Below are 17,814 nucleotides of genomic sequence, written 5' to 3'. Positions count from 1 at the left end.
CATGAAAAAGACCCATCCGAAAACGACTGGCCCAGTGGATACCAATATTTGGGCGCCGCTGTGGCGTGGCATTATCGTGATAGTGCTCGGTGTTGGGGGCTTTGTGCTGTGGTCGGCGCTGGCGCCGTTGGATGCGGGCGTTGTGGCCGATGGCACGGTGACGGTTTCCAGTAATCGCAAAACCATTCAGCATTTAAGTGGCGGTCGCGTTACCGATATTTTCATCGGTGAGGGGGAGGCGGTTAAAAAAGATCAGGTCTTATTGCGCTTAGATAAAACCCAGCTCGACATGCGTTACAGCGCCTTGGTGGCGCAATATGTGCTGGCGAAAAGCATTGAGGATCGGCTATTAGCCGAGCGTGATGGGTTAGCGCAGATCCCATTCAGTGATGCGCTAACGCAGCAATACTCCGGTTATAAGCGGCTAGCGGAAATTCGCCGTTTGCAGGCCAAATTGTTCGATACGCGGCGCCAAACCGTGCAGGGTGAGCTGTCGATGATCCAAGAAACGCTCGATGGTTTGCAAGGGCAAATTGATAACCTCAATAAAATCAAAGGGTATCGTGAGCATCAATTCAGTTTGATCAATAAAGAACTGGGCGCGGTGCGCGCGTTGAGTGAGAAGAAATACTACCCGAAAGCGCAGTTGCTGGTGTTAGAGCGCGAGGCGGCGGAAATCTCGGGCAGTGTGTCTGAAGATATTTTAAATATCGCCAAGCTCAAATCCCAACATAATGAGCTGAAAATTAAGGCCTATCAGGTACATCATGAATATATTCGTGAAGTAGAATCGGAGCTGACCTTAAAACAAAAAGAGATTGCGATGCTCGAGGATGAATTGGTGTCTACCAAACATGAGTTGGACAACACCGAGATCCGCTCACCCACCGATGGTATTGTGCTGGATGTGAAAGTCAGCACCGTGGGCGGGGTGATCCAGCCCGGGGAGCATTTGATGGATATCGTGGCCGCCGATCAGCCGCTGCAAATCGATGCTAAAGTGCCGGTGCATGCCATCGATAAATTGGTCCCGGGTTTGACCGTCGATGTACTGTTTCCTGCGCTCAACCATGCCTTGCTGCCGTCTATTCCGGCGCAGGTGTTGACGGTGTCGGCTGACCGCTTGACGGATGAACTGACCCAACAACCGTATTACTTGGCGGAAGTGCAAATCTCGCCAGAAGGTCAACATTTGCTGGGCGATTACAAAATCAAAGCCGGTATGCCGGCCAGTGTGACCATTAAAACCGGTGAACGTACCTTGATGAGTTATCTCTTTAAGCCGATGCTAGCGCGTTTGGAGTTGGCGTTTAAAGAGTATTGATGACGCGTGTTTGTATACTCATTGGCGGTATTTTTTCAGGCGCTGAAGGTCGGTTGACCGGCTTTCGGCGCATTCTGCGTTTTGGGCGTTATCTTTTGCTCGATCCCTCCCATTAAAAAATAACGCAACGGCTCACTGGTGGCGATTTATCGCATTCATTGAGCTGTTGTGTTACTTTTTTCGCGGGCCGGAACGCTAGACTGAGCTTCGTTAACTGATAACGGAGAATCATCATGAAAGCAGTTTCCTTACTCACATTAATGGCCGCGGTCTCTTTTGGCGCTTCTGCCATGACCTTGAACAGTAGCGATATTCAAGAAGGCTCTCGGATGGCAGAGACCTTTGCCTTCAACGGGATGGGTTGTAACGGTGAAAACCAATCACCACAGCTGACTTGGCGTGATGCGCCTGCCGGTACGCGCAGTTTTGCGATCACTGCGCACGATCCGGATGCACCAACCGGCAGCGGCTGGTGGCACTGGGTGGCGGTAGATATTCCGGCGACGCTGCATGCGTTAGCGCGCGGCGCTTCTGGGCACATTAAAGGCGCGCGGGAAATGCGTAACGATTATGGCTTTGTCGGTTACGGTGGCGCGTGCCCACCAAAAGGCGAGGGCATGCACCGCTATGAGTTTACGGTTTGGGCGTTGCCAACGGAAAAATTGGAATTGCCGGAAAACGCGTCCAATGCGTTGGTGGGCTTTATGCTGAACAGCTCGGCGTTAGGTAAAGCCACCCTGACTGCCACTTATGTAAATGAATAATTGATTGGGCACCTTCTTGTGTGCCGCGGAGTGATGATGATGCGCCGGACACTGATCCAAGCCTCGGAATTCAAAGGGGTACGTAAACAACCTTTGCATAATGTGCTGATTGGGACACCGGCGATCATCTGGGTGACGCAGGGGGAAAAGCAGTTGTGGTGGCATGACCAAACCTTGAGTTTTGCCGCTGATCATTGGCTGCTGATCCCCGCCAGTCAGTATTTGACCTTCGTCAACATGCCGCAGGCGGGACAGTTTTATTCGCGGATGCTGACCTTACATGCGGCGCCGCCCGCGGAGTGGTTGACGGACGCACCCTCGGCGCTCGATGCGCCGCGGGTGGCCGTGACGCCGCAGTTAGCCTATTGCTTTGATTTGCTCTGGCAGATGCCCAAGCAAAATCTGGCTCCGGCCACACAAGCTTGTCTGCTACAGGCGCTGTATGCCGAATTACATGCGGCGGGCGCATTGTCGCAATTGTTTCCAACGCGTGTCGATTCAGTACGCGAGCGCTTGGTGACCTATCTGGGAGTGAATCCGGGGGATGAGCACCGGATTGAAACGGTGGCCGCGCATTTTGCCATGAGCCGCGCGACCTTGATCCGCCGCTTGGCCGCCGAAGGCACGACCTTCCGTCAAGTGCTGACGGAGGTGCGTATGGGCTATGCGTTGGGTTTGCTGCAGCAGGCGCATAGCCAAACCGAGGTAGCGGTGGCGTGCGGTTATCAGTCGGCGGCGCGTTTTTCCTCGCGTTTTCGCCAGCAATTTGGTTTAACGCCACGCCAATATGTGCAGACGCTCAACTGAGGCTGCCGAGTGGTGGTTTACTCGGAGCGTAACGTCGGCAACTTGGGTGATAAAACGACAGTAAGTAGTATATCCTTATACTTTAGCGGTGTTTGTCTGCTAACGCAGTGCTTATACTCGAAGCAAACTACGCTAATAATCTGGGATGGTTATGTCTTCAACCCCATCGAACGCTTCATCGACAACCCAGCCGAGTAAAACCGCGGCTTACTCCATTCTGGTTTTGATCATCGCAACGCTGGCCGCTGGTATGCCGTATCAGGTGGATATTAAGATCCTGTTGCTGCTGGCGTTAACCGTCACGGTGCTGATTGCGATGCTCGATGGTTGGCGCTTTACGCTGATCATGGACAAAATGCGCAGCGGGATCGTGCGCGCATTTCCCGCGCTGTGTATTTTTATTCTGATTGGTGCATTGATCGGCAGTTGGATCCAAGGCGGGATCATCCAAACCCTGATTTTCTATGGCTTACAGATTTTAAGCCCAGCCTTCTTTTTACCGGCCGGTTTGCTGGTTTGTAGCGTAGTCTCGCTGGCGACCGGCACCTCATGGGGCACTGCCGGTACCATGGGGGTGGCGTTTATGGCGATGGGACAAGTGCTGGGGATCCCCGCGCCCATCACCGCAGGCATGGTCGTTTCTGGCGCGTTTTTTGGCGACAAACTCTCTCCGCTTTCGGATACCACCAATCTGGCCGCTGCCGCCACCGGTGCCGATTTATTTGCGCATATTCGTTCGATGTTACTCACCACGGTGCCTTCTTATTTGCTGAGTTTGGTCGCGTTTTATGCGGTCGGGCGGCATTACCATCTGGCGCAGAGCGCCAGCAGTACGCAGGTCAGCGAATTGTTGCAGGCGCTGCAACAGCATTTTGTGATTAGCCCATGGTTGTTGCTGCCGATTGTGGCGGTGTTGCTGATGAGTGTGTTGCGGGTGCCAGCCTTGATTGCGCTGATGGGCGGCGCCTTACTGGGCGTACTGTGCAGTGTGGTGGGGCAAGGTGACGCGGTGGCCAGTGCGCTCAACGCCATGAATAGTGGCTATGTCAGCCACAGTGGTTTGGCAACGCTGGATACGCTGCTCAATCGCGGTGGCATTATCAATATGATGGGCACCTTTGCGCTGTCATTTATGGCGCTGTGTTTGGGCGCACTATTGGATGAGTTGGGCTATTTGCGGGTGGCCATGCAGGGATTATTGCAGCAGGTGAAACGGCTGGGCTCGCTGGTGGCGTTGGTGATTGGCGCGTGCTTTGTCACCAATGGCTTGATGGGCGAGGTGTATCTGTCGATTATCGTGAACGGTAATCTTTTTCGCCAAGAGTTTGCCCAGCGCGGTTTGCAGCCGGCCATGCTTAGTCGCACCTTGGAAGAAGGGGCGACTTTAACTGGGCCGTTGATCCCGTGGACCACCGCTGGCGCCTTCATGGGCGGAGTGTTGGGGGTGTCGGCATTCGATTATGCGCCGTATACCTTTTTGAATCTGATTAATCCGTTGTTGGCGATTGTATTTGCCTTTGGCGGGTTAGCGGTGCTGCACGCTCCCGCTAAGCCGATACCCTCTGAGCCAACAAAATCGAAGCTGCATTCCGCCGAGTAAGCGTTTTTATCTATGGCGGTCTATGGCGGTTCATAAAAAGCCGGTCAGAGACTCTGACCGGCTTTTTTGTTGGCTAAGAGCGGTATCGGTTGTTGCACAGCGAACAGACTGACTAGTAGTGCGAGCGCGACGACTAACATGCCGTATTCCGCATGCGCGATGTGGGTAGCACAAGCGCCGAGCATAAGGGCGCTTAATCCCCAACAGGCCGCGCGGCGAGTGATGGCAAGCAGCAAACCTAACGCGCCCGCCACTTCGAGTACGCCAATCACATACATCAATTCGTGCGGATAACCCCAGCGGTTAAAGGCCGCAATTTCAAAGGGCAAGCCAAGCAGTTTTGCGGCGCCCGAGGCGAAAAATACGGCCAGTAATAGATAGAGTAAACTTCGCTGTCGTGTCATAAACGGGGCCTCTTATGGCGTTAACCATTTGCTTATCACGGGTTAACAACAGGTGGTGCGGAGTCTGCGTATTGGCGAGAGCGAAGACTCCGCGCCTTATGCTTATTGTGGGTTTAGCGCAGCTGCACACGTGTGCTGAGTGCGGCGGTGTAATGTGATGGTTTGTATCGCCACGCCCAAGAACACCAAGTCTTTAAAGATGAAAAACTCGGTGGTGAGAACACCATCGACCACTTTCCATGCCCCCGGTAAGGTGAATAAAAAGCTGAGAGTCACTAAAAACGTGATGGTTGCTGCCCAACCGCTCCAGTAACCAATCACCGGTTTCCATAACCCCACCACTAGGCCAACGGCGGTTAGGATCTCCAGCGTACCTATCAGGTTGGATACGGCTTGTTCAGAGGCAAAGTGATACATCCAGCTCATTAGCGGGTGGCTGGCGACCAGCGGTTTAATGGCCTGCGCTTCGGTTGGGGTGAACTTAAAAATACCGATCCACACCAAGGTGAGTACGACCCCCAGTAGCGCGAGTAGATAACCTTTATTGTATTGCGATAATTTATTGCAGTGTGACATTGCGCCTCCTCAATGGGTCATGAGCCCTGAGTGATTAATCCGTTATGTCAGAAATACTGACGTTACCTGGGCTTACCTTTTCAGAGCTTGAGTCTGCTTGAGTTGCGAAGCGGGTTTGTTACCATGCGTCTTTTAAAATATACCGGTCGTCTCAAAATGGATTTATTGTCACGCCTGCTGAGTCAGTCAGCGCCACAAACGCACCTGTTTTTTGCCGGTAACTTATGCGAGCGTTCGGAAAGCCGCGATTACCCTGATGGTGGGCACTTGCACTTGCTGCGTCGCGGTGAGCTGATGTTGTCGGATGAGACCGGTGGGCGTTGGCAGCTGACAACGCCGACGCTGGTTATGTTTCCCAAAGGTCGTGCCCATCGCCTTGAGCCGCAGCAATTAGCGGGATGCGATCTGGTGTGCGCCAGTTTCTCATTAGGGCCAAATACGGACTCCCCCTTACAGCAAGCGTTGCCGGAGGTGCTGGTGTTACCGCTCAGTGAGGTCGCCTTACTGGAGCCGGTGCTCGCGATGCTGTTTGATGAGGCCTTTGCGGCGCGCTATGGGCAAACATCAATGCTGTCGCGACTGCTCGAGATGCTGATCATCTTATTGCTGCGCTATATCGTGGCGCAGGGTTTGTGTCAGCACGGGATGCTGGCGGCGTTGTCGGATAGCAAACTGGCCAAAGCCATGTTGCTCATGCATGAGCGTAAAGACGAGCCGTGGACGGTTGCCTCGTTAGCGCAAGGGGCGGGGATGTCACGGGCGCGCTTTGCCGAGCATTTTCAGCGTCTTATCGGCCAATCCCCTTTGGCGTATTTAACCCAACTGCGTATGACGCAGGCCTGTCAGCAGCTGCTGCAAGGCCAGTCGGTGTTAGCGGTGGCGCTGAGTAACGGCTATAGCAGTCAGACGGCGTTTTCGCGCGCGTTTGTGCGCGCGATAGGAATGAGTCCGGCACGCTGGTTGAAAGCGCAGCAGGCGAAAACCGCGCATGATGCGCGTTTGCCGTTTAGCCATAACGGCAACGCTGACGAACAATAAAAAAATCCGAAACTCCTAACGAGTTTCGGATTGGTATTAGCACTGGCTTTTACGCCATTTTCTGTTGCATTACGAGGCTTGGGTTGAAACCTGAGTGGTTGGCTGCGCTTCTTTGGCTCGCGCTTCCTCTGTCAGTGAGGCTTCGTATTTGTTGTATTTCCACCAAGCAAAGCCCAAGAAAATCACAATCCCGCCTACGTTGTAGAAGATGATGGTCATGATGTCCGCGCCGGTTGGGAAGGTCGACGCCAAGAAGCCCACCGCAAAAATCATCATCAATACTGAAACTACTACAATACCGGTGGTACGTGAGCCCATTTTGAAGTCACGTGGCAGGTGATCCAGTTTCAAGCGCAGGTTCAGGTACGCCAGCATGATGAACAGTGGCGGCAGCATGGAGGCCGCAGCGGTCATGTTGATCACGGTGTTCATCAGGTCTTGTGCGGTGTTTGAGCCCATGGTTGGGATCAGCATCAGTGGCAGCACAATCAGGTATTGGATCCACGCTGCGCGTGCCGGTACGCCATTTTCGTTCAGCTCAACGGTCTTCTTACCAAAAATGCCTTCAGGGATTTCAGAGAAGAAGATTTTCACTGGGGTCGCAGTCCACATCAGCAGTGAGCCGAACATGGCGGTGAAGGATACCAGACCGACAAAACGGTTCATCAATACCGCAGGCAGACCAAAGTAAGACGCCAGACCTTCGAACACTTGCACAGAGCCGCCAGTGTATTTCAGGGTATCACTTGGCACAAACACGTTGATCAGCAAAGAGGCGATGGAGTACAGCGCGCCGATGAAGATCCCGGCAATGATGATCACTTTCACGAAAGACTTGGAGCCGCCTTTCACGTCATTTACATATACCGCAACCGATTCCGCACCACCCGCAGCCATAAAGATCCAAGTGGTAATACCCAAAAACGCCCAGCTGAAATCCGGGATCATGGCATCAACGGTAATCGGGTCAGCCGGCTGTACGCCACCGATTAACGCCGCGCCCGCTAACAGAATGTAGGACATCGTCAGCAGCAGCATCAGGGAGGAGGTCACCGAGGTGATAGGGCCCAGCATCTTAGCACCATTGGTCGACACATAGGTGGCAAAGGCGAACAAAATCATGCTCAGACCGGTGGTCGCCAGCGGAGTGAGGATGTATTCGTAGCCCAAAAACGCATACGAGGCGTAGGCGATCACGCGCGGTAACAGTGAGGTGAAGAAGAACAGGTTAACGAACCAGTAGGTGTAGGCTGAAATGAAGGCCCAACGACCGCCGAGCGAACTTTTCACCCACGCGTATACACCGGCTTCGGAGTTTTTATTCAATGACACAAATTCCGCGATGATCAAGCAAAACGGAATAAAGTAAAAAATGGTGGCCAGAAAGAACATCGGCGCGGAAGCCAGACCGATTTCGATGTTGTTGTTGATGACATTGTTAAAGCTGAAGACCGCCGCAAAGGTGAGCGACAGTAACCCGAACTTACCTATCGTATTCCGTTTGGTATCAGACATCATCCATCTCCAGGATTGTGTTTTATTGTGGGCCGAAAGGGCAGGTGGCAGGGTAGGGACAGTCCTGCACCTTTCGGCTTTTTTGTTTCGGTGTTAGCAGTGACAAAGCATCGGGTTGTTACTTATTCAGGAAGTAACCGTCTTCAATGGTGACTTTCAGCACCACTTTGCGCACCTGTTCGCCGCTTACGCAGCGATAAGCACAGCTGTTGTCATAGATGGCGACTTGCCCTTCGCGCAGCTCGCGGGTTTCGCCTTGGCCGTGCAGAAATTCACGATCAGTCTCGTCGCGGTAGGCTTCCAGCACGGTCAGATTAGCTTTAGGTGCAAACTCCACCTGCTCACGACCGGCTAAGTAGTAGTGCACATCGAAGTAGCGGCGATTGCCTTCAAAGCGCTGCGCTGGGATGACACCGTCTTGCACCATGTACACCAGCGAGTCACCGATGGAGTGCATCACGCCATCTTGAATGTTGCCGATGTTATTGATGGCTTCTACGCAGCGGTTCCATTTGCGGCCGTTGCGGTAGACTTGCTGGAACTGTTCCAAACTCTCTAACACGATCATGAATTACGCCTCATTCTCGGATGGGGTGGACTCGGATGGAGTGGCGAAGAAATCGGTAGCAAACTGATGTTTGGCCAGCGCCGTGGCGCTGCAATCACCGGCTTGTAACGGCATCAGGGTCAGGCCGTAGGCAAAGCGGTCCATGTACACGCGATAAGAGTCGAGCACTTCGCTGCCCCACGAGTTAGAGCCCAAGCCCATCACTTGATGGTCCAGATTCAGGGTGATGTAGCCGCTCTTTTCCAGCTCGTTGGTGTGCTGGGCCTGATGCAGGTTCTGGTTGGTGTAGAACCACGCGCTGAAGTTGATTTCTTGCTGCGGTTTAACCAGCAAACCACTGCCATGGCGGTCAGTGAGCGCTGCCCAACGGGTGTTCTGACGGTTGCCGTTGTTTTGCGGGAACGGGTAGTTCTCGAACATGTCAGCCACGGTGGTGTGGTACACATCAATCAGGTTGGCTTGGCAGCTGTCTTGATAGTTCTCTTCTGGGCCGCGGCCATAGTAGGTCACTTGGTCAAAGTCCGCGTGAATGCCTAAATCCAAACCAATCACTGGGATGACATGTGGGTAATCGCCATAACTCTCGCCGCTCAACGCCACATTCAGTTGGCCTTGGGCATTGATCTGGTAGCGATAGGTGCAGCGCATGCCAAAATCAAACACCGGTGGTGCGATGATGCTGGTGGTGGTGATATTGATGACCTCACCACACTCGCTCACGTCCATCTGGCGGAAGTGCTCTTGCATGATAGGCAAGTGCGCAGGCTCCCACAGACCTTGATGCTCTTGCTTGTGGTTATCGATCATCGGTTTGAAGAAATTCAGCTTAGGTGCTGACTGAATCAGCTCTTTACCGTTTACTAGCCACGAGGTCAGCTTGCCGTTGACCTTGGAAAAACGCAGGCAGAAGTTATGACCGCTGATGGTGTGCGACAGGCGATCTTCGCTGCGCTGCAAGGCGATCGCGTTGTGGTTGGTGTACAGCGGCGCACAAGCGGTATTGGCCTTGAGGTTAAATTGATAGACCGCGATGTCGTGATTGGCGGCGCAGTATGGCGTGCGAGAATCTTTACGTACCGTGAAGTTGATAAAGGTTTCCCGCTCATCCAACGCCGGCAGCGTCAGTTGCATTTCGCGTTCGGAGTCTGCTGGCAGGCCGAGCACTTTGAACTGCTGGGTGGCGAGCGTTTCCCCTTCAGCGCGCACTTCGGCGGTGATGGTGTAGTCATCCAGCGTGGAGAACCAGAACTTGTTGCTCACCACAAACTGGCCATTGCTGGCATCTAATGCGCGGATTTTCACCGGCGCAATCACTTGCTTGTATTCTTTCAGGCCTGGGCTTGGAGTTTGATCGGGGTAGATCAGGCCATCCATACAGAAGTTGTAGTTATTCGGGTAATCACCGAAGTCGCCACCGTATTTGTAGAAGGCGTTACCTTGTTCATCGCGGGCGAAGATGCCGTGATCGCACCATTCCCACACATAGTGACCTTGGATGTGTTTGTGGCGATAGAACACATTTTGGTATTCGGTTAAGCCGCCGGGGCCATTACCCATCGCGTGGGCGTATTCGCAGATAATGCGAGGCTTAGCGTGTGGATGCTCGCCGAAGTGATTCATCAACTGGGCGCGCGAATACATGGTGGAGATCACATCCACCACTTCGGCGTCACGATCTTCTTCGTAGTGCACCAAACGGGTGTCATCCAACGCTTTGGTGGCGTGGTACATGGCGCGGATATTACAGCCATAACCGGACTCGTTACCCAGTGACCACATGATGATGGAAGGATGGTTTTTCTGCGCATGCACATGACGCACAGCGCGATCAACGAACACCGCTTCCCACTCTGGATCATCGGTGATGCGGCTCAGATCGCCGACGTTGGCAAAGCCGTGAGTTTCGACATCGGTTTCGGCCATCACAAACAGACCGTAGATATCGCACAGCTCGTAAAAACGCGGATCGTTCGGGTAGTGCGCGGTGCGTACCGAGTTGATATTGTGCTGCTTCATCAGGATCAGGTCTTTTTCGACGCGATCCATGCCCACGGCGCGACCTTTGAGGTGATCGTTATCGTGGCGGTTCACCCCGTGCAACATCACGTAGTGATTGTTGATGTAGAACAGGCCATCGCGCACCTTGATATCACGAAAGCCCACACGCTGCGGGATTACTTCCACTGTCTGGCCATGCGCATCGCGCAGCGTCAGCATCAGGCGATACAAGTGCGGATTTTCCGCGCTCCACGCTATTGGATTGAATACATCGATAGCAAACGTGGTACGGGCGCGCTGGTTGATATTCAGGTTATCGCAGCAGCCTTCGGCGATAATTTGTGCGCCATCATACAGGGCATAACCCAGGCTATAGCCTTGCGCGACGGTGGTTTGCAGGTTTTCCAGCTCAACATGGCAGGAGAGGGTGGCGCTCTGGTAATCAGCCGCAAAGTCGGTGCGCACGGTAAAATCTTGCACATGCACCGGCTCTTTACCCACCAGATACACGTCACGGAAAATGCCAGCGGTCCACCACATGTCTTGGTCTTCGATGTAGGTGGAATCCGCCCATTGCATTACGCGAACTGACAACAGGTTTTCACCTTGCTGCACCAGCGCGGAGATATCAAATTCGGCGGTCAGGCGGCTGCCTTTGCTAAAGCCAGCATACTGGCCGTTGATGTAGATTTCGAAATAGGTTTCGACGCCGTCGAATTTCAAGATGGTTTGTTGGTTGTGCCAGCCTTCGCCCAGCGTGAAGGTGCGCTGGTAAGCGCCGGTTGGGTTGTCGGTAGGGACAAACGGCACATCAATTGGGAACGGGAACCCTTCGTCGGTGTATTGCAGGTCGCCGTGGCCTTCCATCTGCCACATGTTTGGCACGGTGATGTGGCCCCAATCGCGCATTGGCGCGGAGTAAAACTCATCCGGCACCAGCAGTGGATTGCTGAAATAGTGAAAAGACCATTGGCCGCTCAGCAGCATAAAGCGATGGCTGAGTTCGCGCTGGAACGTCTGCGCTTTTTCAGGGCAGTCATAGCCAAAGAAGTAGGCCCGCGGAGCCATCCGGTTCTCATGCAGACGGTGGATGTTTTCCCAATTGTTCACGTTTTATTCTCCTCTCGGCATGGCCATTTAGCGTTGCTAAAGATGGCCACTCACCGATGTCATTCGTAAAAGCGGGTACGGATTCTGGAAAATATATTAGTAAAAATTTACTAAATTAAATTGGTAAAAGTTGTTTTACTTAAACGCGATCACGAAAACGGTGAGATTTTGAACATGGGCTGTGATCGGGATAAAAATTATCCACGTATTGAAGGGGCAAAAACGGCAAGGAAGAGGGGGCTAGAAGATAAGATTGAGAACAAGTGTTCAGCGCGGGAAGTGGCGATGCTTGCTGTGATATCTGCGCTGCTCGCGCGAAGGCGCGCAGCGCAATTGACATGTGGTTTTTGAACGTCGTTTATGTTCGACAGTGGCGCCGTTAGCGTGTGGTGCCGCGTAACTTCAGCTTGGTTGGAACATACACTTGCAGTGGCAGTGCGCGGCCATCGCGCGCTTTTTCCACCAACATGTTGACCCCTTGTATCCCCATCATTTCGGAGTGGATACGCACCGTGGAAAGCGGCGGATAGGTAAAGCGGGCGGTTGGAATATCATTCACGCTAATCAGCGAGATATCATGCGGGATCTGCAAACCGTGCTCCAGCAACGCGCGAAGTACGCCGATCGCGATAGAGTCAGAGGCAATAAACAAGGCTTGTGGCCGCTGAGAATGACTCAGCATCTCACGGGCTAGGTGGTAGCCGGAGGCACTGGAAAAGTCACCGCGATAGATATCGCTGTCACGCACCACGCCTTTTAGCTGACCGTATTCGGCAAAGGCCATTTCGCGAATATCGGCACGGCCGGGGGCATCTTGTCCGCCGATAAAGCCAATGCGGTCAATTCCCTGACTGATATAAAAATCAATCACTTCCTTGCTAATTTTGGCCAAATCAATGTCGACCGAATCATAGCTAGACTTATCATCGTGAAAATCCAAACAGCAGATATTGTCAGTTAACTGTGCTGCTTGCTGGATGACCGCGTGGCTGGTTTTACCCACCAGCAAGATCCCCGTAACTTTCTTTAGCTCTGGATCTATCCCACTTTCGTAGCTGTTGGTCAGCTGCAAACCCAGTTTTTCGCATTGGGTTTCAATGCCATGGCGAATCGACAGGTAGTAGGGGTCATTGATTTCGGCATCTTGGCGGTAGTTATACAGCGCCAGAATGTGGTGCTCGGGGATCGCCGCCACATGGGCTTTTTTGGCGCTGCTGGTTTTGTACTCCAGCTTTTCGGCAATCTCCAAAATGCGGTGTTTGGTCTCTTCCTTAACGCTTAAGGAAGGGTCGTCATTGAGTACGCGCGAGACGGTTGCCAGCGATACGCCTGCTTCCGTTGCAATATCTTTTAACGTGGCCATGTTGTTATCTCTGTCGCTATCTCGTGTTTGCCATTTGGCGGCGTAGCTTGGCTGAGTGCTTTAGCGTGGTGGCGCAGCACTGCATGTAAAACAGCGCGTAAAAAAGCACGTAAACAGCTCGCAAAGGCAGTCGTTAACGGCATTGTAAATTATGCCGCAAAATATGCATTCATTTTTAGTAAAACAGACAATTTATATCCGACTCGGTTTTTCACGTGTCATGGATCACACTAGCATGGCATTTACTGAATTAAATAATGTTTTAGTAAAATTTTACCTTTGCCGTTTTGATCACGGAACCCGAATAGAGGGGTTGTTAATCTGGTCATCAATCACATGGACCAGACTGAGGATCGCGAGGGTAAGCAAAACGCTGGCTATCGAGGTATCCACAGTGCTCTGCCACCCGCCCAATGACGCTATTCGCGCGGGTAGGGCGGCATGACAGGAGAAAACCTATGCAAGTTACCTCTGCGGCGTTTGTCGCTGGGTTGGATCCGGCTAACGATCCACATCGCCGTTATAACCCACTGACCGGCCAGTGGGTCTTGGTTTCCCCGCATCGCGCGCAGCGCCCGTGGAGCGGACAAGACGAAGCCCCTGCCGAGCAGGCGCTACCAAGTTATGAACCCAAGTGCTTCTTGTGCCCGACCAATACGCGGATTTCTGGCGATGTGAACCCTGATTACGTGGGCACCTATGTATTCAGTAATGATTTTGCGGCGCTGAAAACCGATACGCCGCAGATTAGCGCGCAAGATAACCCGCTGTTTCAAACCCAAGGGGTGCGCGGACTGAGCCGAGTGATCTGCTTTTCCCCCGATCACAGTAAAACGCTGCCGGAATTATCCTTGCCGCAGATTGAAGGCGTGATTGAGACATGGAATGCCCAAATTGAAGAGCTGGGGAAAACCTATCTGTGGGTGCAGGCGTTTGAGAATAAAGGCGAAACCATGGGCTGCTCGCAGCCTCATCCGCATGGTCAAATCTGGGCTAACAGTTTTCTGCCCAATGAAATTGCACGTAAGGATCAGCATCTAGAGGCGTATTACCAGCAATATGGCCGCAATTTATTGCTCGATTATGTGGCCGCCGAGCTGTGTGATGGGGCGCGGATTGTTACGGAAACCGAGCATTGGGTGGCGTTAGTGCCGTACTGGGCGGCGTGGCCATTTGAGACCATGCTGCTACCGAAAGCGGCGGCGCGCCGCATGAGTGATTTAAGCGCGGCGCAGCGTAGCGATTTAGCGTTGGCATTGAAAAAGCTAACCAGCCGCTACGATAACTTATTCCACTGTGCATTCCCGTACTCCATGGGTTGGCATTACGCGCCGTTTTTTACCGATGGCCGTGACACCGCGCATTGGCAGTTGCATGCATTGTTCTACCCGCCACTGCTGCGTAGCGCATCGGTGCGCAAATTTATGGTCGGCTATGAAATGCTGGCGGAAACGCAGCGCGATATTACCCCAGAGCAAGCCGCTCAGCGTTTACGCGATGTCAGTGATATTCACTATAAAGACAGCGCGCAAGGATGATGATGTGCGGATAACACACGGGTGTTGTTCGCCAACAACTGAAAAATAGGAAGAAACCACTGATGTCAGAATTAACGCAGAAAGTCACCGCCGCGTTTACCGAGATCTTAGGCTACGCGCCGACCCATGTAATCCAAGCGCCAGGGCGAGTAAACCTCATCGGCGAACATACCGATTATAACGATGGTTTCGTGCTGCCGTGTGCCATTAATTATCAGACGGTGGTTGCCGCCGCGCTCCGTGATGACAATCTGGTGCGCGTAATTGCGGTGGATTATGACAACGCTCAGGATGAGTTTGATGCTACCTGTGCGCCGGCGTTTTTGCCGGAGAAAATGTGGGCCAACTATATTCGTGGTGTGGTGACGTGTTTGCGTGAGCGTGGCTATCAGTTTGGTGGCGTGGATTTGGCAGTCAGCGGTAATGTGCCGCAAGGCGCGGGACTGAGCTCATCAGCGGCGTTGGAAGTGGTGATCGGACAGACGTTTAAAGTGCTGTACGGTTTGGAAATAAGCCAAGCTGAAATCGCCTTGAACGGTCAGCAGGCGGAAAACCAGTTTGTCGGTTGTAACTGCGGCATCATGGATCAAATGATCTCGGCTGAAGGGCAAGCTGGCCACGCGCTGCTGTTGGATTGCCGGACACTGGAAACCGACGCGGTAGCGATGCCGTCGACCCTGCGGGTGATGATAATCAACTCAAACAAAAAGCGTGGGCTGGTGGATAGCGAATACAACACGCGCCGTCGCCAGTGTGAACAGGCAGCGGAAATTTTCGGCGTACCGGCCTTGCGCGACGTGACCTTAGCGCAATTTACCGCGCGTGAGCATGAATTAGATCCAGTGGTAGCACGCCGAGCACGCCATGTGATCACCGAAAATCAGCGCACCTTAGATGCCGCCGCGGCGTTACGTCGGGGTGATGTGGGCGCGATGGCCGAATTGATGGCACAGTCGCATGCCTCAATGCGCGATGATTTTGCTATCACCGTGCCGGAAATCGATCTGCTGGTTGAGATGATCAAAGACGTAATCGGCGAGCAAGGCGGAGTGCGTATGACCGGTGGCGGTTTCGGTGGTTGTGTGGTCGCACTGGTTCCTCCGACGTTGGTGGAGGCAGTAACCCGTCGCGTAGAGGAGCGTTACAGCCCCGCGACCGGTCTGCAAGCGGATATTTATGTCTGTGAGGCCTGCGATGGGGCCGGTGTTATGGCCCGTCACTGAGGAGCGCACAGTGGATAAATGTTCGCAATATCGCACTGGCAGTGCCTCAGAGTTACCGGATTTGCGCCTGAGCATGACGCGCGACCCGGCTCCCGATGGGCGTCCGGCCACCGTTATCACCTTGCGCAATAGCAACGGCATGCAGGTGGTGGTGATGGATATCGGTGCCACCTGGCTCAGTTGCCGTGTGCCGCTGGCCGGAAGTGGCTCGCGCGAGCTGTTACTTGGCCAAAGCACCATGCCGGATTTTTTGCGCCAGCAGGCCTACATGGGTGCAACAGTCGGTCGTTATGCAAACCGGATTGCCGGAGGAAAGCTCCATCTGGCTGGGCGTGACATCCAGCTGAGTCTCAATCAAGGCAAGCATTGTTTGCACGGCGGGCGTGAGGGGTTTGATCGTCGTCGTTGGGAGATTGAAGCGCAGAGCGCTGATAGCGTAACGTTTTCCCTTTATTCTCCTGATGGCGATCAAGGTTTCCCGGGCAATGTGCAAGCGTCAGTGACTTACACGCTCACCGCGGATAATCAGGTGGTGCTGCGTTACCGAGCGCATACCGATCAGGCGACGCCACTGAATCTGACCAACCACGCTTATTTTAATTTGCAGGGGGCTGATGTGCCGAGCGTGGAAACGCAAGGTGCGGATGCTCGAGCTCATCATCTTTATATTGCCGCGGAGCAGTTTTTACCGACCAGCGCCGATGGCATTCCGCTCGGGGATTTTGCCGATGTGCGGCAGACCGGTTTTGATTTTACCCAGCGCAAATGCATTCATGAGGATTTCCTGCGCGACCTGCAGCAGCAACAGGTGCGTGGTTATGATCACAGCTTTATCTTTACCCCTTCGCGTGACAAACGTCAGCCGATTGCCCAGCTAATTAGCGCGGATGGCCGGGTTCAGATGTCAGTATTAACTGATAAACCGGCATTGCAACTGTATACCGGTAATTGGCTTGGCGGAACGCCCGATCGGCGCGGTGGCCATTATGCCGATTTTGCTGGTGTGGCCCTAGAAACGCAGTATCTGCCCGATGCGCCAAATCGCCCACAGTGGGGGCGTGATAACGGTATCTTAGCGGCCGATCAGGAATACTCATCATGCACGACCTATGCCTTTACGTTTGCATAAATCAACGCTAAAGGCTGGGGATAACTAGCCAATCAAAAACCGAATAATGAAATGTGGAGAGCTGAAAATGGAACGTGTTAAGTATGCTGATTTTGCCAAACTGGAGATCCGTACCGGTAAGATCGTGGAGGTGAAACGCCATGCCAATGCCGATAAGCTCTATATTGTGCAAATCGAGGTTGGCGCTGAGCGTTTACAGACTGTCACCAGTTTGGTGCCGTATTATACCGAAGAAGAATTGCTCGGTAAGCAGGTGGTGGTGTTATGCAATTTAGAAAAAGCCAAGATGCGCGGCGAAACCTCAGAGTGCATGCTGCTGTGCGCCGAAACCGATGATGAGTCAGAAAGCGTATTACTCACCCCTGAGCGCGTGATGCCAACGGGCGTCAAGATTGTGTAAGAGTGAGAGGGATTTGAATAGACACGTGTTTTATATCCTTATTGACGGATTTTAATGGGTAATTTCTTGCCAAGAAGAAATAATCCCATTTTGTTACCTTTCTTAATTGACGAGATATCAGGACTAAGATTAATTGTCATATAAATATTGATGATTGTTTTGGTTCTGATATACTAAAAAAAGTTTATCCTTTTGTGCTTTCTCTTCTGGAATAGAAATACTTATTTTCTAAATAAGTGAAAATTTTACTATTCCACCTCTTGTTTTCACATCCTGTTTCATCTGATTTTGATAGCCATTACTTATTATATAAATCGGTAATAACTATTATAGGATCTCCATAAAGCGTCGCTATTATCCGCCCCCTAAGCAAATTCAATTGCTTTTATAAAATCAATTTTCTCTATTTTAACTTAATGTGCTCTATGTGACTTAGCGTGTCATGTGGTCACGTGGC

The 17,814-nt window shown here is 52.7% G+C and carries 15 protein-coding genes; 9 read left to right on the top strand and 6 right to left on the bottom strand.

Annotation, left to right across the window (positions count from 1 at the left end; all coding sequences use genetic code 11):
- Position 1 precedes the first annotated feature (1 nt).
- From L975_RS03635 to nhaC, 4 genes are all read left to right on the top strand, one after another.
- The gene (locus L975_RS03635) at positions 2-1,324 is read left to right on the top strand and encodes an HlyD family type I secretion periplasmic adaptor subunit (protein ID WP_010863263.1); all 1,323 of its coding nucleotides are present in this window, start codon (positions 2-4) and stop codon (positions 1,322-1,324) included.
- Between the two features lie 233 nt (positions 1,325-1,557).
- A complete protein-coding gene (locus L975_RS03630) occupies positions 1,558-2,088 on the top strand; it encodes a YbhB/YbcL family Raf kinase inhibitor-like protein (protein WP_047707237.1) in 531 nt (176 codons plus the stop codon).
- A 39-nt stretch (positions 2,089-2,127) separates the two neighbouring features.
- Positions 2,128-2,895: an AraC family transcriptional regulator gene (locus L975_RS03625; RefSeq protein WP_047707302.1), complete on the top strand. Its 768-nt coding sequence runs from the start codon at positions 2,128-2,130 to the stop codon at positions 2,893-2,895.
- Positions 2,896-3,046: 151 nt separating this feature from the next.
- Entirely contained in the window at positions 3,047-4,495 is a 1,449-nt protein-coding gene (nhaC, locus tag L975_RS03620) for a Na+/H+ antiporter NhaC (RefSeq protein ID WP_052181249.1), read from the top strand.
- 44 nt (positions 4,496-4,539) lie between these two features.
- Here the strand turns inward: nhaC and L975_RS03615 are convergent, their stop codons facing one another.
- Positions 4,540-4,899 carry a DoxX family protein gene (locus tag L975_RS03615; protein ID WP_047707234.1) on the bottom strand — a complete coding sequence of 120 codons (360 nt, stop codon included), beginning with the start codon at positions 4,897-4,899 and terminating at the stop codon, positions 4,540-4,542.
- A gap of 102 nt (positions 4,900-5,001) precedes the next feature.
- Positions 5,002-5,475 carry a DUF417 family protein gene (locus L975_RS03610; RefSeq protein ID WP_047707232.1) on the bottom strand — a complete coding sequence of 158 codons (474 nt, stop codon included), beginning with the start codon at positions 5,473-5,475 and terminating at the stop codon, positions 5,002-5,004.
- A gap of 123 nt (positions 5,476-5,598) precedes the next feature.
- Between L975_RS03610 and L975_RS03605 the strand changes: the two genes are divergently transcribed.
- Entirely contained in the window at positions 5,599-6,513 is a 915-nt protein-coding gene (locus L975_RS03605) for an AraC family transcriptional regulator (RefSeq protein WP_218185547.1), read from the top strand.
- 69 nt (positions 6,514-6,582) lie between these two features.
- Here the strand turns inward: L975_RS03605 and L975_RS03600 are convergent, their stop codons facing one another.
- The 4 genes from L975_RS03600 to ebgR all read right to left on the bottom strand — a co-directional run bounded on the left by L975_RS03600 (position 6,583) and on the right by ebgR (position 13,067).
- Positions 6,583-8,028: an amino acid permease gene (locus L975_RS03600; RefSeq protein WP_047707230.1), complete on the bottom strand. Its 1,446-nt coding sequence runs from the start codon at positions 8,026-8,028 to the stop codon at positions 6,583-6,585.
- Between the two features lie 118 nt (positions 8,029-8,146).
- Positions 8,147-8,596, bottom strand: a complete 450-nt coding sequence (locus L975_RS03595; RefSeq protein WP_010863255.1) for a beta-galactosidase subunit beta — start codon at positions 8,594-8,596, stop codon at positions 8,147-8,149.
- Positions 8,597-8,599: 3 nt separating this feature from the next.
- Positions 8,600-11,704 carry a beta-galactosidase subunit alpha gene (gene ebgA, locus L975_RS03590; protein WP_047707229.1) on the bottom strand — a complete coding sequence of 1,035 codons (3,105 nt, stop codon included), beginning with the start codon at positions 11,702-11,704 and terminating at the stop codon, positions 8,600-8,602.
- Positions 11,705-12,083: 379 nt separating this feature from the next.
- Positions 12,084-13,067: a transcriptional regulator EbgR gene (gene ebgR / locus L975_RS03585; protein ID WP_047707227.1), complete on the bottom strand. Its 984-nt coding sequence runs from the start codon at positions 13,065-13,067 to the stop codon at positions 12,084-12,086.
- Between the two features lie 458 nt (positions 13,068-13,525).
- Here ebgR and L975_RS03580 point away from each other — a divergent pair, with 458 nt between their 5' ends.
- From L975_RS03580 to L975_RS03565, 4 genes are all read left to right on the top strand, one after another.
- A complete protein-coding gene (locus tag L975_RS03580; RefSeq protein ID WP_052181248.1) occupies positions 13,526-14,605 on the top strand; it encodes a UDP-glucose--hexose-1-phosphate uridylyltransferase in 1,080 nt (359 codons plus the stop codon).
- 62 nt (positions 14,606-14,667) lie between these two features.
- Positions 14,668-15,828, top strand: coding sequence for a galactokinase (galK, locus tag L975_RS03575; RefSeq protein ID WP_047707225.1), 1,161 nt, complete (start codon positions 14,668-14,670; stop codon positions 15,826-15,828).
- Between the two features lie 73 nt (positions 15,829-15,901).
- Positions 15,902-16,957, top strand: a complete 1,056-nt coding sequence (gene galM / locus L975_RS03570) for a galactose-1-epimerase (RefSeq protein ID WP_047707297.1) — start codon at positions 15,902-15,904, stop codon at positions 16,955-16,957.
- Positions 16,958-17,024: 67 nt separating this feature from the next.
- The gene (locus L975_RS03565) at positions 17,025-17,357 is read left to right on the top strand and encodes a tRNA-binding protein (protein ID WP_010863249.1); all 333 of its coding nucleotides are present in this window, start codon (positions 17,025-17,027) and stop codon (positions 17,355-17,357) included.
- Positions 17,358-17,814 lie beyond the last annotated feature (457 nt).

The sequence above is a fragment of the Plesiomonas sp. ZOR0011 genome (genome assembly GCF_000800945.1).
Lineage (GTDB): Bacteria > Pseudomonadota > Gammaproteobacteria > Enterobacterales > CAMTGL01 > Plesiomonas > Plesiomonas shigelloides.
This window is presented reverse-complemented; position numbering and strand designations above follow the sequence as displayed.

What these genes read in the sequence shown, in the direction of transcription:
- L975_RS03635 (WP_010863263.1), top strand. Translation starts at nt 2, where the DNA reads ATGAAAAAGACCCATCCGAAAACGACTGGCCCAGTGGATACCAATATT.
- L975_RS03630 (WP_047707237.1), top strand. Translation starts at nt 1,558, where the DNA reads ATGAAAGCAGTTTCCTTACTCACATTAATGGCCGCGGTCTCTTTTGGC.
- L975_RS03625 (WP_047707302.1), top strand. Translation starts at nt 2,128, where the DNA reads ATGCGCCGGACACTGATCCAAGCCTCGGAATTCAAAGGGGTACGTAAA.
- nhaC (WP_052181249.1), top strand. Translation starts at nt 3,047, where the DNA reads ATGTCTTCAACCCCATCGAACGCTTCATCGACAACCCAGCCGAGTAAA.
- L975_RS03615 (WP_047707234.1), bottom strand. Translation starts at nt 4,899, where the DNA reads ATGACACGACAGCGAAGTTTACTCTATCTATTACTGGCCGTATTTTTC.
- L975_RS03610 (WP_047707232.1), bottom strand. Translation starts at nt 5,475, where the DNA reads ATGTCACACTGCAATAAATTATCGCAATACAATAAAGGTTATCTACTC.
- L975_RS03605 (WP_218185547.1), top strand. Translation starts at nt 5,599, where the DNA reads ATGCGTCTTTTAAAATATACCGGTCGTCTCAAAATGGATTTATTGTCA.
- L975_RS03600 (WP_047707230.1), bottom strand. Translation starts at nt 8,028, where the DNA reads ATGTCTGATACCAAACGGAATACGATAGGTAAGTTCGGGTTACTGTCG.
- L975_RS03595 (WP_010863255.1), bottom strand. Translation starts at nt 8,596, where the DNA reads ATGATCGTGTTAGAGAGTTTGGAACAGTTCCAGCAAGTCTACCGCAAC.
- ebgR (WP_047707227.1), bottom strand. Translation starts at nt 13,067, where the DNA reads ATGGCCACGTTAAAAGATATTGCAACGGAAGCAGGCGTATCGCTGGCA.
- L975_RS03580 (WP_052181248.1), top strand. Translation starts at nt 13,526, where the DNA reads ATGCAAGTTACCTCTGCGGCGTTTGTCGCTGGGTTGGATCCGGCTAAC.
- galK (WP_047707225.1), top strand. Translation starts at nt 14,668, where the DNA reads ATGTCAGAATTAACGCAGAAAGTCACCGCCGCGTTTACCGAGATCTTA.
- galM (WP_047707297.1), top strand. Translation starts at nt 15,902, where the DNA reads ATGACGCGCGACCCGGCTCCCGATGGGCGTCCGGCCACCGTTATCACC.
- L975_RS03565 (WP_010863249.1), top strand. Translation starts at nt 17,025, where the DNA reads ATGGAACGTGTTAAGTATGCTGATTTTGCCAAACTGGAGATCCGTACC.